The organism is Nocardia sp. NPDC049737, assembly GCF_040674755.1.
Lineage (GTDB): Bacteria > Actinomycetota > Actinomycetes > Mycobacteriales > Mycobacteriaceae > Nocardia.
On sequence record NZ_JBFANH010000016.1, the window covers coordinates 194,793 to 209,035 of the forward strand.

Annotated in this window: 13 protein-coding genes; 8 read left to right on the top strand and 5 right to left on the bottom strand. The window is 64.3% G+C overall.

What is annotated here, in order from left to right; all coding sequences use genetic code 11:
• Positions 1-10 precede the first annotated feature (10 nt).
• The 6 genes from AB0J47_RS22565 (at position 11) to ugpC (ending at position 7,791) form a co-directional block, all read left to right on the top strand.
• Positions 11-1,402: a cytochrome P450 gene (locus AB0J47_RS22565; RefSeq protein WP_364349028.1), complete on the top strand. Its 1,392-nt coding sequence runs from the start codon at positions 11-13 to the stop codon at positions 1,400-1,402.
• Between the two features lie 384 nt (positions 1,403-1,786).
• The gene (locus AB0J47_RS22570; protein ID WP_364349031.1) at positions 1,787-2,686 is read left to right on the top strand and encodes a L,D-transpeptidase; all 900 of its coding nucleotides are present in this window, start codon (positions 1,787-1,789) and stop codon (positions 2,684-2,686) included.
• 788 nt (positions 2,687-3,474) lie between these two features.
• Positions 3,475-4,404, top strand: coding sequence for a sugar ABC transporter permease (locus AB0J47_RS22575; RefSeq protein WP_364349034.1), 930 nt, complete (start codon positions 3,475-3,477; stop codon positions 4,402-4,404).
• A 39-nt stretch (positions 4,405-4,443) separates the two neighbouring features.
• Complete coding sequence (locus AB0J47_RS22580) at positions 4,444-5,340, top strand: carbohydrate ABC transporter permease (protein WP_364349037.1); 897 nt, start codon at positions 4,444-4,446, stop codon at positions 5,338-5,340.
• Between the two features lie 16 nt (positions 5,341-5,356).
• Entirely contained in the window at positions 5,357-6,685 is a 1,329-nt protein-coding gene (locus tag AB0J47_RS22585; protein ID WP_364349040.1) for an ABC transporter substrate-binding protein, read from the top strand.
• A gap of 26 nt (positions 6,686-6,711) precedes the next feature.
• Entirely contained in the window at positions 6,712-7,791 is a 1,080-nt protein-coding gene (gene ugpC, locus AB0J47_RS22590) for a sn-glycerol-3-phosphate ABC transporter ATP-binding protein UgpC (protein WP_364349043.1), read from the top strand.
• Positions 7,792-7,819: 28 nt separating this feature from the next.
• Here ugpC and AB0J47_RS22595 read toward each other — a convergent pair whose 3' ends face one another.
• The 3 genes from AB0J47_RS22595 to AB0J47_RS22605 form a co-directional block, all read right to left on the bottom strand.
• Entirely contained in the window at positions 7,820-9,838 is a 2,019-nt protein-coding gene (locus AB0J47_RS22595) for a M13 family metallopeptidase (protein ID WP_364349046.1), read from the bottom strand.
• A gap of 114 nt (positions 9,839-9,952) precedes the next feature.
• The gene (locus AB0J47_RS22600; protein ID WP_364349049.1) at positions 9,953-10,330 is read right to left on the bottom strand and encodes a DUF397 domain-containing protein; all 378 of its coding nucleotides are present in this window, start codon (positions 10,328-10,330) and stop codon (positions 9,953-9,955) included.
• Between the two features lie 10 nt (positions 10,331-10,340).
• On the bottom strand, positions 10,341-11,192 hold the full coding sequence (locus AB0J47_RS22605) for a Scr1 family TA system antitoxin-like transcriptional regulator (protein ID WP_364349052.1): 852 nt from the start codon (positions 11,190-11,192) through the stop codon (positions 10,341-10,343).
• 132 nt (positions 11,193-11,324) lie between these two features.
• Here AB0J47_RS22605 and AB0J47_RS22610 point away from each other — a divergent pair, with 132 nt between their 5' ends.
• Positions 11,325-11,876, top strand: coding sequence for a hypothetical protein (locus tag AB0J47_RS22610; protein WP_364349055.1), 552 nt, complete (start codon positions 11,325-11,327; stop codon positions 11,874-11,876).
• Here AB0J47_RS22610 and AB0J47_RS22615 read toward each other — a convergent pair.
• Together AB0J47_RS22615 and AB0J47_RS22620 are read right to left on the bottom strand one after the other, a co-directional pair.
• A complete protein-coding gene (locus AB0J47_RS22615; RefSeq protein WP_364349058.1) occupies positions 11,854-12,333 on the bottom strand; it encodes a DUF4190 domain-containing protein in 480 nt (159 codons plus the stop codon). The two genes, AB0J47_RS22610 and AB0J47_RS22615, sit on opposite strands and share 23 nt — an antisense overlap.
• Positions 12,334-12,418: 85 nt before the next feature.
• Positions 12,419-13,201: a pirin family protein gene (locus AB0J47_RS22620; protein WP_364349061.1), complete on the bottom strand. Its 783-nt coding sequence runs from the start codon at positions 13,199-13,201 to the stop codon at positions 12,419-12,421.
• Positions 13,202-13,498: 297 nt separating this feature from the next.
• Here AB0J47_RS22620 and AB0J47_RS22625 point away from each other — a divergent pair, with 297 nt between their 5' ends.
• Positions 13,499-13,960 (top strand): NUDIX domain-containing protein, encoded by a 462-nt coding sequence (locus AB0J47_RS22625; protein ID WP_364349064.1) that lies wholly within the window; start codon positions 13,499-13,501, stop codon positions 13,958-13,960.
• Positions 13,961-14,243: the final 283 nt, after the last annotated feature.

Genomic DNA, 14,243 nt, shown 5'->3' on the forward strand with positions numbered 1-14,243 from the left:
AGCTATAGATATGGAGCAGGCGGGCACACCCGACGAAACGGCGCTGGACGCCGCGCCCTCGACGCCGCGCCCGCCGAGAATGATGGTTGCGCACGCGTTGGCGGCGGGTATCGATTTCGAGCGGTACTTCCGGTGGCGACGCGAACGCGAAGGCGACCCGTTCTACGTGCGGTTTCCTGGTTTCGGCGCGGTGCTGTTCACCGGCACGGCCGACGGTGCCCGTGAACTCTTCCGCGCGCCGACCGAGCTGCTCGAACCGCCGCGACCGAATCCGATCGAACCGCTGGTCGGCTCCGCCTCGCTCATCCTTGCCGCCGGCGAACGCCACCGGCGCGATCGGGCGTTGCTCGCCCCCGCATTTCACGGCGTACGGATCCGCGCCTACGGCGAACTTATCCGCGAGTCCACCATCGCCGAAATGTCCGGCAGCACAGGCGAATCCCGTCCCGCCTGGACACCGGGCACGCGCATCGATGCACGCGCCGCGACCCGGGCGATCACGCTGCGGGTGATTCTGGAGGCGGTATTCGGGGTGGACAGCCACGAGCGCCGCGCCGAATACACCGCCGCGATCGCGGAATTCCTCACCGCCTACTCCGGACCACTGATGCTGGTGCCCGCACTGCGCCACGGGCTGTTCGGTCGGGCGCCATGGGACCGGTTCGTTGCCGCGCGCGAGCGGCTCGACGAACTGATCCTGACCGATATCGCGCGGCGTCGGGCCGTCGGCACGATCGGCGCCGACATTCTCGGTCTACTGCTCGCGACCAGCTATGACGACGGCACCTCGATCACCGATGCCGATCTGTGCGAACAATTGCGCACCCTGCTCGTGGCCGGACACGAGACCACCGCGACCAGTCTGGTGTGGGCGCTGTTCCATCTGCATCGGGAACCCGAGGTGCTGCAGCGCCTGCGCGCCGAACTGCACGCGGCCGGGCCCGACGCTTCCCCGCTCGAGCTGGCCGGGCTGCCGTTCCTGGACGCGGTCTGCCAGGAGACACTGCGGCTGCATCCCGTGGTGCCGATCGTGCTGCGCAGGCTGACCGCGCCGTTCACGCTGCGTGGGGTCGAGCTCGTGACGGGCGACACTATGGGCATCGTGCTGCCGCTGTTGCATTCCGATCCCGCGGTATGGACCGATCCCGAGCTGTTCGAGCCGCAGCGATTCATCGAGCGCAAGTACCGGCCGTACGAGTTCGCATCCTTCGGCGGCGGACATCGACGGTGCGTCGGAGCGTCGCTTGCCGATTACGAACTGCGGATCGTCCTCGCCACGATCCTCGGTCGACGGCAGCTGCGATTGCCGCCACGTTATGCGCGCGGGCGAGCGCCGCTGTCGGTGCCGCACAACATCGCGACGGGGCCGCATCGGTCGATCCCATTCGATGTCGTTTCGTGATTTATCTCACGAAGGAGTTTGGCCCGTAAGGGGGTCGGCCGGCTTGACGGCCGTCCGGCTCCTTCGAGGGTTACCGAGCTGACCGGCCAATTTCACGAAAGATGATGACCCCCAACGATGTATGTGTTGCTCGCCACATCGTGTGGTCGATACGAATCAATCCGAAACGTCACTGGCTACGGATGGCCCTGGACGGTAGGAAGGACGGCAGGGTCGGGTGCGTCATATACCCGTGGGGTGCTCTGTGTTCCCCGCGCCGTTTTTCCGTGGGCGTTTGCACGGAATCCACGAAGGGTCTTCGTGGAACCGCCCTGCAGCTCCACACCGATGAGAGATCTCGCCGCGCCACCGGCGTAGGTGAGAGATGGATTGGACGAGAAACTTATGCATGCCGCTTTGCACACCGGGACGTCGACTGCTCCTCGTCGGGGAGCGCTAGCCCGCCGACTCCGGCAGGGCATCCTATTGTCGGCGGCGATCGCTGCGGTCGGCTTCACCGCCGTCGCGCCGGCGCAGGCGGATCCGGTACTGCCGGGCACCGGCTCCGCCAACTCGACCGCCACCGATCCGGGTGCAACGGCGAACTTCGCCCCGCCGAGCATCAGCCCCGGTGACGGCGAGACCGTCGGCGTCGCGCAGCCGATCATCATCAACTTCAAGGATCCGGTGACCGACCACGCCACCGCCGAGAAGGCCATCAAGATCACCTCCTCGAATCCGGCGCCGGGTCACTTCTACTGGTTCAGCGACAAGCAGGTGCGCTGGCGGCCGAACGAGTTCTGGCCGGCCAATACCGATGTGACCGTTGAGGCGGGCGGCACCCGCACCGCATACCGGATCGGTGACGCCTTCATCACCACCGCAGACGACGACACCCACACCATCACGATCACTCGCAACGGCGAGGAGATCATGACGATGCCGACCTCGATGGGTAAGACCAAGCACGAGACCCCGAACGGCACCTACTTCGTCGGCGAGCAGCTGCGCAAGATGACCATGGATTCGTCCACCTACGGTGTGCCGACCACCGATCCCGAGGGCTACAAGGTCGAGGTCGAGTACGCCACGCGTATCTCCAACAGCGGCATCTTCGTGCACGCGGCCCCGTGGTCGGTCGCACAGCAAGGTGTCTCGAACGCCAGCCACGGCTGCCTGAACGTCAGCACCGAGAACGCCAAGTGGTTCTTCGAGAACGCCAAGAAGGGTGACCCGGTGATCGTCCAGAACACCAAGGGCGGCACCCTCAACGCCCGCGACGGCTACGGCGACTGGAACGACTAGACATCCGGTCGAAGTCTCCCCGAGCTCAACTCAGCCCAGGCCCGATCAGCCTGGGCTGAGTTCGTTGTTTCACTTCGAGTGTTCCGGATTTTCCGGACGACGGACCAGTTGCCAGCTAACCTCCCGAATAGCGCAACGCAACAGCTGATTTCGGGAGAACATGGGTAACTCGCCGGGCACGCCCAGAATCCACTCACCACGACGACCGGCGGCCCGCGTCGAAACTCCCACGGCACCCCACGACCGGCAAAAGGCTCGGGGAGGCGGACCAGCACATGGGTAACTCGTCGGATACGCCCAGCATCCAACCACCGACACCACCACCGGTCCGCGACGAAACTCGCACCGCACCCCACGACCGGCAAAAGGCTCGGGGAGGCGGACCAGCACATGGGTAACTCGTCGGATACGCCCAGCATCCAACCACCGACACCACCACCGGTCCGCGACGAAACTCGCACCGCACCCCACGACCGGCAAAAGTTCCGGCGAGGCGGACCAGCACATGGGTAACTCGTCGGATACGCCCAGCATCCAACCACCGACACCACCACCGGCCCGCGACGAAACTCGCACCGCAAAGTTCCGGCGAGGCGGACCAGCACATGGGTAACTCGTCGGATACGCCCAGCACCCAGCCGCCCGCGCGACCGCCGGGCCGCGACGAAGATGCCCTCGCTCCCGACGACCTGCAGGAGGTCCGGGGAGGCGGGGGAGCGCGCGACAAGTTCAGCGTTTCGACGGTCGATGTTAACCGATCGTTTGCTGGCCGCCGTAAAGTTTCGGCCGTGCGAACCAGGCCGGAACGAGTGCTGCCCCAGCCGCGCGGGCGCGGCCTGCGCAATCGGCCGTGGCAGGACTATGCGCTATTCCTGGTGTTGCTCGGGCCGAATCTGGTGCTGCTGACGCTGTTCGTCTACCGCCCGCTGGCCGACAATATCCGGCTCTCGTTCACCGACTTCAATATCTCCGACAACTTCGTGACCTACATCGGGTTCGCGAACTACCGCGAGTGGTGGGGCCGCGACGACTCCTGGCAGATCGTCACCAATACGGCGGTTTTCACCGTGGCCGCGGTGGTCGGCAGCATGGTGCTCGGCCTGGGGCTGGCCCTGCTGCTGGACCGTAAGCTGTTCGGCCGCAATCTGGTTCGCTCGGCCATCTTCGCGCCGTTCGTCATCTCCGGCGCGGCCATCGGTGTGGCCTTCCAGTTCATCTTCGATCCCAGCTTCGGGCTGATCCAGGATGTGTTGCACCGCATCGGCGTCGACAAGGTCCCGGACTTCTACCAGGACCCGCACTGGGCGCTGTTCATGGTGACGGTTACCTATATCTGGAAGAACCTCGGCTACACCTTCGTCATCTACCTGGCCGCACTGCAGGGCACCCGCGCCGATCTCATGGAGGCGGCCGAGATGGACGGTGCGAGCCGCTGGACCACGTTCACCAAAGTGCTACTGCCGCAACTGCGCCCGACGACGTTCTTCCTGTCGATCACGGTACTGCTGAACTCGCTGCAGGTCTTCGACATCATCAATGTGATGACCCGCGGCGGGCCGCTGGGCACCGGCACCACGACCATGGTCTACCAGGTCTACCAGGAGTCCTTCCGCAACTTCCGGGCCGGTTACGGCGCGACGGTCGCCACCATCATGTTCCTCGTGCTGCTGGTCGTCACGCTGGTCCAGGTGCGCGTCATGGATCGGGGTGAGCAGTGAAACACACGCGGCCGGAGCGACGGACGCGCAGGAGGCAGCATGCGTGACCACGTAGCGACCCGCGCGAGCCGCCATGGATACAGCGTAGAAACGCTTTCGTATCGCCGCAGGCAGCGCGCGGTGACGGTGCTCGGCTACGGCGCGATGGTGTGCGTGCTGATCATCATCGGAGTTCCGCTGTTCTGGATCTTCATCACATCGTTCAAGGCACGTCCCGATATCTACACCCAGCCCGCGGTGTACTGGCCGCACAGTTGGCATCCGGCGAACTACGAGGACGCCACCACGACGCTCCCGTTCTGGACGTTCCTGCGCAATTCGCTGATCATCACCGGGATCATCGCGCTGGTGAAATTCGTGCTCGGGGTATTCAGCGCCTACGGCCTGGTGTTCCTGCGGTTTCCGGGCAAGTCCCTGGTGTTCCTGGTGATCATCGCGGCGCTGATGGTGCCCAACCAGATCACGGTGATCTCCAATTACGCCCTGATCGCCCAGTTGGGTTGGCGAAATACCTTCCAGGGCATCATCATTCCGCTCTGCGGGGTGGCCTTCGGTACCTTCCTGATGCGCAACCACTTCCTATCCCTGCCCTCGGAGGTGATCGAGGCGGCCCGGATGGACGGCGCCAACTGGTGGCGCCTGCTCACCCGGGTAGTGCTGCCGATGTCCGGACCGACCATGGTGGCCTTCGCGGTGGTCACGCTGGTCAACGAGTGGAACGAATACCTCTGGCCGTTCCTGATGGCCGATGACACCCGGGTCGCCACCCTGCCGGTCGGCCTGACCCTGTTGCAGAACACCGAGAATCCGAGCGTCACCAATTGGGGACCGGTGATGGCGGGGACGCTGCTGACCATGCTGCCGATCCTCATCGTCTTCCTGCTGCTACAGCGCCACATGATCAAGGGCCTCACCTCAGGTGCGGTCAAGGGTTGACCGAACAGGAGAAACCGTGTCCACTTCACAATTCCCGGCACTGTCACGGCGCGAATTCATCGGCCTGGCCGGTGCGCTTGCGTCGGGCACCGCACTGACCGCCTGCGCGGGCAGCGGCGGTGGCGGCAAGCAGTCCGGTGACGCCAACACCATCACCTTCTGGTCGAATCACCCCGGCACCTCGAAGGAACTCGAGGCCGAGCTGATCAACCGGTTCCAGGCGAAGCATCCGGATCTGAAAGTCAATCTCGTCGACGCGGGTAAGAACTACGAGGAAGTGTCGCAGAAATTCAATGCGGCGCTATCCGGCGGCGAGCTGCCCGATGTCGTTGTGCTGTCGGATGTCTGGTGGTTCAACTACGCGCTCAACGGCACCATCGAACCGTTGGACTCGCACTTCGCCGATGCCGGAGTGCAGCTCGACGACTACGTCGATTCGCTGGCCGCCGACTACGTCTTCAACGGTAAGCACTACGCACTGCCGTACGCGCGCTCGACGCCGCTGTTCTACTACAACAAGGACGTGTGGGCGAAGGCCGGTCTGCCCGACCGCGGCCCGCAGAGCTGGCCCGAGTTCGACGATTGGGGTCCGAAGATTCAATCCGTGGTCGGCGACGGCAAGCTCGCGCACGGCTGGGGTGATGCCAAGAACTATCTGGCCTGGACCTTCCAGGGCCCGAACTGGACCTTCGGCGGCGCCTACTCCGATCAGTGGACGCTGAAGTTCACCGACCCCAAAACCATTGCGGCGGGCCAATTCCTGCGGGATATGATCCACAGCAAGAAGTACGCGGGGATCAAACCGCAGATCGCTGTCGACTTCGGCACCGGCGTCATCGCCTCGACCATCGCCTCCACCGGCGATCTGAAGGGCATCCAGAAGAATGCCGAGGGCAAACTGGAATTCGGCACCGCATTCCTACCGCATCCCAACGGTCCCGGCGTCACCACCGGCGGTGCCGGGCTGGCGATCCCGTCGCGGATCTCGGATCAGCGGAAGGTGAACGCGCTGAAGTTCATCGAGTTCATCACCAATGCCACCAATACCGCGGACTTCTCGCAGGGCACCGGGTATATGCCGGTGCGCAAGTCCGCGGTGACCGATCCGAGCGAGGTCGACTTCCTGGCGAAGAATCCGAATTCGAAGGTCGCCATCGAGCAACTCGCGGTGACCAAATCGCAGGATTACGCACGGGTGTTCGTACCCGGCGGTGACCAGATCATCGGCACCGGTCTGGAGCAGATCGGTCTGCAGAATGCCGATCCGGCAACGGCTTTCGCCAATGTCGCCAGTCAGCTGCAGACCATTATCGACCGGCAGATCACGCCGAAGCTGCCCAAATAGTACCGACGAAGAGGGAGATCGACGCCGTGGCAACAGTGCACTTCGACGGGGTGACGCATCTGTATCCCGGTGCGCGGACGCCCGCCGTCGACAACCTGGAACTCGATATCGCCGACGGGGAATTCATCGTCCTCGTCGGCCCATCGGGTTGCGGCAAATCGACCAGTCTGCGGATGCTGGCCGGATTGGAATCCGTTGCGGCGGGGCGCATTCTGATCGGCGGTAAAGACGTCACCGGACTGCCGCCGCGGTCCCGCGATGTGGCGATGGTATTCCAGAGCTACGCGCTCTATCCGAATATGACGGTCGCGCAGAATATGGGTTTCGCACTGCGCAATGCCGGAATGAGCAAAACGGACACCGCGGTTCGCGTGCAGGAGGCGGCCAAGATGCTCGAACTCGAACATCTGCTCGACCGCAAACCGGCGAATCTTTCCGGCGGACAACGCCAGCGCGTCGCAATGGGACGCGCCATCGTGCGCCGCCCCCAGGTCTTCTGCATGGACGAACCGCTGTCCAATCTCGATGCGAAACTGCGGGTGAGCACACGCTCGCAAATCGCGGCGCTGCAGAAACGTCTCGGCACCACCACCGTCTATGTCACCCACGACCAGGTCGAGGCCATGACGATGGGCGATCGGGTCGCGGTACTGCGCGAAGGGAAACTCCAGCAGATCGCCAAACCCCGTGAGCTCTACGACGATCCGGTCAATACCTTCGTCGCGGGCTTCATCGGCTCACCCGGTATGAACCTGCTCGACGCACCGGTCCACGAGGGCGCGGCAGTCCTGGGCGATCTCCGGATCCCCTTGCCCCGCACCGTAACCGGTGAGCGGGTCATTGTCGGCATCCGTCCGGAATCCTGGGAAACCACCGCCGAAACCGATAACAGCCTCGCCGTGGCCGCCGAACTGCTCGAGGAACTCGGCGCCGAATCCTTCATCTACAGCCACGGCGTCACCGATGAATGGAACAGCCGCTCCGGCAAGGTGGTGGCCCGGGTGGACCGCCGCTTCCAAGTGGCACTGGGCGATCGCCTGCGTCTGCGCCCGAAACTCGACGAGATCTTCTTCTTCGACGGCGAAACCGAGGAACGCCTGCGCTGATGCGCGGTGTCCTCGGTCCGCCGCGTGCTCACCAGATCTTGACGCGCTGCGCGGGTTCCAGATACAGCTCATCACCTGGCTTCACATCGAAGGCCTCGTGGAAGCTGTCGATATTGCGGACCACCGCATTGCAACGGAACTCCGGTGGCGAGTGCGGGTCGGTGGCCAGGCGCCGGATGGCCTCCGCATTGCGGGCCTTGGTCCGCCACACCTGCGCCCAGCCGTAGAAGACGCGCTGCAGACCGGTCAGACCATCGATGACCGGCGGCTGCTCGCCTTCGAGCGAAATACGGTAAGCGGCCAGGGCGATAGACAGCCCGCCGAGGTCGCCGATGTTCTCGCCGATGGTGAATTCGCCGTTGACGGTGTGGTCGTCGGATAGCGCCTTGGGCGAGAGCACGTTGTACTGGTCGATCAAAGCCTTTGTGCGCTTACCGAATTCGGTGCGATCGGCATCGGTCCACCAGTCGACCATATTGCCGTCGCCATCGTATTTGGCACCCTGATCGTCGAAACCGTGGCCGATCTCGTGGCCGATCACCGCGCCGATGCCGCCGTAGTTGGCGGCGTCGTCGGCGTGCATATCGAAGAACGGCGGCTGCAGAATGGCCGCGGGGAACACGATTTCGTTCATGCCCGGGTTGTAGTAGGCATTCACCGTCTGCGGTGTCATGAACCATTCGCCGCGATCGACCGGACCGCCGAGCTTGTTCAGATCCCGATCGTGTTCGGCGGCATAGCCGCGACGGTAGTTGCCGACCAGATCGGACGGGACGATGACGATGGCGGAGTAGTCGCGCCACTTGTCCGGGTAGCCGATCTTGGGGGTGAACTTCTCCAGTTTGGCCAGCGCGGCCGCCCTGGTATCCGGACCCATCCAGTCCAGGTCGGCGATATTGCGGCGGTAGGCTTCCTGCAGATTGGCGACCAACTCGACCATCCGCGCCTTGGCCTCCGGCGGAAAGTGTTCGGCGACATACAGTTTGCCGACCGCCTCACCGAGCAGATCCTGCACCAGCGAAACACCGCGCTTCCAGCGCTCCCGATTCTCCTGCGCGCCGGTGAGGGTGCGGCCGTAGAAGTCGAAATTCTCCTCGACGATCGGATCGGTGAGATAGGCCGCCCGCGACCGCAACAGCCGCCAGATCGCCCACGCCTGCCAGTCGGCGAGCGGTTCGGACGCCCAGGTCTGGGCGAAGGCTCGCACGTAATCCGGCTGGCGCACAACAACTTCGGCGAACAGGTCGGGACCCGACTTCGAGATACCCTCGGCGAGCGCGGAAGTCCAAGCGTGCCAATCGAATTCCGGATGTTCGGCGACCAGCGCGTCGTAGGTGGTGAGGTTGTAGCTCAACTCGGCATCGCGGCGGCGCACCACATCCCAGTGCCCGGCCGCGAGCTTGCGCTCCAATTCGAAGATCCGCTGTCCGACCATCGCCAGGTCGGCGGGTAGCAGTGCGGCGATCTGCGGTTCGGCGGCGGCGAGCGCGAACATCCGGCCGATGTGCTCGACATACTGGGCCCGGATCTCGGCGAATTCGTCCTGCCGGTAGTAGGACTCGTCGGGCAGTCCGATCCCGGACTGGGTGGCATGCACCAGATACCGGTTGGAGTCCTTGTCGTCGGTGTCGACGTAGAAGCCGAGCGCGCCGCCGACACCGGTGCGCTGCAGGCGACCCAGTAGCGCGGCGAAGGCACCGCGGTCGGCGACCTCGTGAATCTCGGTGAGTTCCCCCGCGATGGGCGCGAGCCCAAGCGAAGCCACCGTATCGGTGTCCATGAAGCTCGAGTACAGATCGCCGATCTTGCGCGCGTCGCTGCCGTGCTCGGCCGCCGAGTCCGCGGCCCGCTGGATGATCGTCTGCACATCCAGCTCCGCCTGGTCGTACAGCGCCCGGAAGGCGCCGTCGACCGCACGATCCGCCGGTATCTCATAGGCATCCAGCCACCCACCGTTGACATGGGCGAACAGGTCGTCCTGCACGCGCACGGCGTGGTCGAGGTGGGAGAGATCGATACCGGAGGGACTGCTCAGATCGGAAGTCACGATGTCCAGTATGCAGAGATGGGGCGAAGGTTGCCGTCGCCGAGGTTGGCCCCGGCCGCGTCGGCTGGTCGTTTCGAGCGACCTGCAAAAGTCGCTACGGCCGGGGGCAAGCGGTCAGGCGGGCAGGATGATGCGATCGAATTCGCCGGCGCGCACGCCGGCAATGAAGGCATCCCACTCTTCGGGGGTGTAGGAGAGGGTGATATCGCCGTGACGCAGGGTAGCGCTGCCATCGGCGCAAGTTTGTACGATCAGCTCGTTATGCGATCGGCCGCTGTTGAGAAGGTTGATGAACGAGGTCCAAAGGCTCGCGGTGACGGTGATGATGGGCTCTTCAGCGGTGCGGTTGGCCGGGTTGCGGCGGTATTTGCTGTCACGGATGAGCACCGCGTCACCATCGAACCGAACCTCGACGCATTGATTGCCGTTGTTCGATCGACTCGACGTGAACCAGTCAGTGAAAACCGACCGGAAGGTAGCGGTGGAGGCCATGAGCAGGATTTTACACTCGCGCATACCTGCTGATCAGGGCCAATGATGCTGCACGATTCAACGACTGTTCCAGTGCGCGTACGTAAGCGAAGCTCAAATCGCGCACCTGTTCCGGATCGTCGACCGCGCCGCCGAAGACCGCGCTCTCGGCCCACGCGAAGGTCGGCAGCTGTTCACCGGCGAAGTCGATCAGGTGGAAACTGGACCCGCCGAGCACCGCGCCCGCCCGCGCCGCGAACGGGATGACCCGCACCTCGATGTTGTCGAGCTGCTCGATCGTCTTCGCCAAATACTCCAACTGTCCGCGCAGCACCTCCGGCCCACCGGTCTGCTGCAGCAGCGTGCCCTCGCTGATGACCGCGGTCAGCTCGACCGGCCGCTTGCCGCGCAACCGCTCCTGGCGCCGCATCCGGATGGCTACCAGTTGCTCGACCTGAACCGGCCGGATCATCACATCGGCACTGATGAGCGCCCGCGCGTAATCCTCGGACTGCAGCAGCCCCGGAAAGACCAAACTGTCATAGCTGCGAATGCTCTGCGCGCCGTACTCCATGCCGTACAGCCGCTGCAGTTCCGGACCGATCAGGGCCGACGATTTGGCCCACCAGCCGCGCTGCTTACTCGCCTCGAGTAGCGTCAGCAACTCCGCGCGTTCCTCGGCATCCACCTCCAGCAGTTCGAGCACCGGGCCAATGGTGTTCGTGGTGAGCACCCGTCGCCCCTTCTCGACGTGCGACCAGTTCGCGGGGGTGAAACCGACCCGCTTGGCGAAGGTGGCCGAATCGAAGCCGCGCTGTTCGCGCAATTCGCGCAGGCGCAGCACCAGCTCCCAGCGAGCAACTGTTGGGGAAACGGGCACCATGGCCGGAGATGGTACGCCGGAAATTTACTGGGCGTGTGACTATTGTCAAGGAACTTGTGCGGGTCTAGTGTCGATTTCACCGGCAACTTTGGTTTTTACGTCGATCCACTCAGAGTCGAGGCGAGGTTCCTCATGAGTACGTCGCGAATGGAATCGGGTAGCTACCTGGCAGCCCAGGATTTCGCGGCGGCCCAGGACGCTTTGGCGCGATGTCGCCGCTATCGCAAGGACAACGGTCTCTACGGGGTCGTCGATCCGGCACTCGGGCGAATTCTGTTGGAAGTAGGCGCGGTCGGCGCGGTCGTCATGCCCGCCGAACTCGGCAAGCGGGTGCGCGCCCACCTGCTGGCCACCTACGGACGGACCGGACCGATCATCGCGCATCCGCGCTCCAGCCGATGGTCCTTCCTGACCGGTCCGACCGATAACTCGTACCTGGATATGACACTGTTCCCGGAGTTGTTCCGGGTATGCGCCTCGGTCGCGCTACCCGGCACCCGGATCGTGCTGCCATCACCGACCGATGAGCTCAGCGGCTACCGGATCTGGATAGCACCGCCGGAGGGCGACTACCGCCCTGAGCTCGGCGATGTCATCGCCGCCACCCGAACCTGCGCGAATAGCGGCGGTCGGTCGCTGGTCAAGGGCATCAAGGGTGTTGTCAAGGGGACGGGCGTGGAGTGAGCGTCACACTGAAGCTCTGCTCGATACTGTGCTCCCACTTGTCCCGGCACTCGTTTTGTTTGGTCTGATCGTCGCCCGCCTTCTGCAGACAGTCCAGATAGTCCTTGCCGCCGGAGTCGACGAAGAAACTCCAGCCGACGATGCTGAGCACGACCGCGGCGACCAGCGCGAGCACACCAAGGATCAATCCGGTGATCGCCATGCCGGAGCCGCCCGCGCTACCGGAACGAATCTTGACCAGCGCGATGATGCCGAAGATCAGCGCGAAAAAACCGAACAAATAGCCGCCGATCAGCGTCCAGCAGCTCAGGAGCCCCAGGATGCCGAGCACCAGTGCGGTGATCGCCAGGCCCTTGCGCTTCGGGGATTCCTGCCAATAGTTCGGCTGCCCCTGACCCGGTGGCGGCGGGTACTGACCCGGTGGTGGATATTGACCGGGCGGCGGATATTGCGCCATGGGACTTCCTCTCAGCCGATGCGCCTGCGTTTGCGCTCGCCTTCTGATCGCACTCCCGCAGCGGGGACGTTAATCGCCGAGCGCGTTAGTTCGAGCCGAGCCGCGCGTGCATCTCCCAGACCAGGATCTCCGCGGGCTGGTGGGCGGTCACCCGCTGGCCGCCCGACCTGGTCATGCGCACGGCGTCACCCGAGTACAGCGGGCCGACGCCCTCCATCTCCACCTCGCCCCTGGCGACGAAAAGATGCAGATACGGCGCGTCGGGTAGATCGATCGCCTGCTCGGTTTCCCCGCTACCCACCAGCCGTGCCACATGCATCGCCGAATGACTGCTGCCGATGGCGATCGCGGTCCGATCGCGATAGCGCGGCAGGCCGGAGGCCACGGTCACCAGGCCGCCGCGCGCCAATTCGTCGTCGATCTCCAACTGCTGGTACCCCGGCTCCAGGCCCGGCTCGTCGGGCACCACCCACATCTGCACGAAATGGACCGGCTGGTCGTGTTCGGTGCCGTGGTCCAGGCGCCAGGAGTCGTTCTTCTCCGAATGCAGGATTCCGGTGCCCGCACTCATCCGCTGTGCCAGACCGGGATAGATGACGCCGGTGTGCCCGAGCGAATCCTGGTGCACCAGCGAGCCGCCCAGTACCCAGGTCACGATCTCCATATCCCGGTGCGGATGGGTTTCGAAGCCCTGACCAGGGGAAACAATATCCTCGTTATTGACGAGCAGCAGCCCGTGATGGGTGTTGTCGGGATCGTAGTGCTCCCCGAAGGAGAACGAGTGCTTCGAATCCAGCCAGGACACGCGCGTTTTCATGCGATCGCCGCCGCGATGGATATCGATGTGTGGTGTCGTGAGTGTGGACATCATGGTCCTCCTCTCGGGACCGTGCACCGATCGCCTTTCAGGGTAGGAGCACTTACGACGTTGGTGCTCCGAATTCCTAGTAAATTGTCCTGCACTCGGCATTTTACGCGAGCTGATCTTCGCGAGTGACGTGCGAGGGAGTCACTCGCGGCTGCGGGTGAACGACAGGCGAGCAGTACCGACCGGTTAGTCGAGTCGGCGGCCGGCACGGCCCGCCACCGCACGTCGGGGGTCTATACGCGCACACGGCGGATTCGTAACATCATGTGCCACAAAGGAATCGGAGGTGACGAACGGATGCGAACCGAGGTGCTCGCGCGCATCGAACAGCAACTCCGCGATGCGGCGCAGCGCGACGGGATCACCGATTTCGTGGTCGGTGTCGCGGTATTCCGCGATCGCAAACTCCTCGTGGTGCGTCGTGTCCCGGACGACTACCACGGCGGCAAGTACGAACTGCCCGGTGGCGGAGTCGAATCCGGGGAAACCCTGGCCGAATGCGTGGTGCGCGAACTCTTCGAGGAGACCGGGCTGCGGGTGCGCGCAATCACCGAGTTCCTGGGTGATTTCGACTACGCCACCAGGACCAAGCCCCGAGTGCGCAAGTACAGCTTCATCGTCGAGGTGGAACCGGGCGAGGTCGCACTGGCCCCCGGCGAACACGACGCCTTCGCCTGGATCGACGCCGCCACGCTCGCCGATCTACCGATGGCGCCGGATATGCGAGAAACGATCTCCACCCTGGTCAACTGTGTTTGATCCGGGACACACCCACATTGCCCACCACGACGGAGCGAGTCTTACGAGCGACCCGTTCGCGGCCCGTCTCGCGTCCGAACCGTCAAAGCGCATGCGCCGCAGACGCGAGCTCCCCTCGCCGACGCAACCACGACGGAGCGAGTCTTACGAGCGACCCGTTCGCGGCCCGTCTCGCGTCCGAACCGTCGAAGCGCATGCGCCGCAGACGCGAGCTCCCGTCACTGACGCAACCACGACGAAGCGAGTCTTACGAGCGACCCGTTCGCGGCCCGTCTCGCGTCCG

Bases quoted from the DNA above. Each gene is read 5' to 3' on its own strand.
- AB0J47_RS22580 (WP_364349037.1), top strand. From the start codon at position 4,444: ATGCGTGACCACGTAGCGACCCGCGCGAGCCGCCATGGATACAGCGTA.
- AB0J47_RS22570 (WP_364349031.1), top strand. From the start codon at position 1,787: ATGCATGCCGCTTTGCACACCGGGACGTCGACTGCTCCTCGTCGGGGA.
- AB0J47_RS22620 (WP_364349061.1), bottom strand. From the start codon at position 13,201: ATGTCCACACTCACGACACCACACATCGATATCCATCGCGGCGGCGAT.
- AB0J47_RS22610 (WP_364349055.1), top strand. From the start codon at position 11,325: ATGAGTACGTCGCGAATGGAATCGGGTAGCTACCTGGCAGCCCAGGAT.
- AB0J47_RS22600 (WP_364349049.1), bottom strand. From the start codon at position 10,330: ATGGCCTCCACCGCTACCTTCCGGTCGGTTTTCACTGACTGGTTCACG.
- AB0J47_RS22615 (WP_364349058.1), bottom strand. From the start codon at position 12,333: ATGGCGCAATATCCGCCGCCCGGTCAATATCCACCACCGGGTCAGTAC.
- AB0J47_RS22565 (WP_364349028.1), top strand. From the start codon at position 11: ATGGAGCAGGCGGGCACACCCGACGAAACGGCGCTGGACGCCGCGCCC.
- AB0J47_RS22625 (WP_364349064.1), top strand. From the start codon at position 13,499: ATGCGAACCGAGGTGCTCGCGCGCATCGAACAGCAACTCCGCGATGCG.
- AB0J47_RS22605 (WP_364349052.1), bottom strand. From the start codon at position 11,192: ATGGTGCCCGTTTCCCCAACAGTTGCTCGCTGGGAGCTGGTGCTGCGC.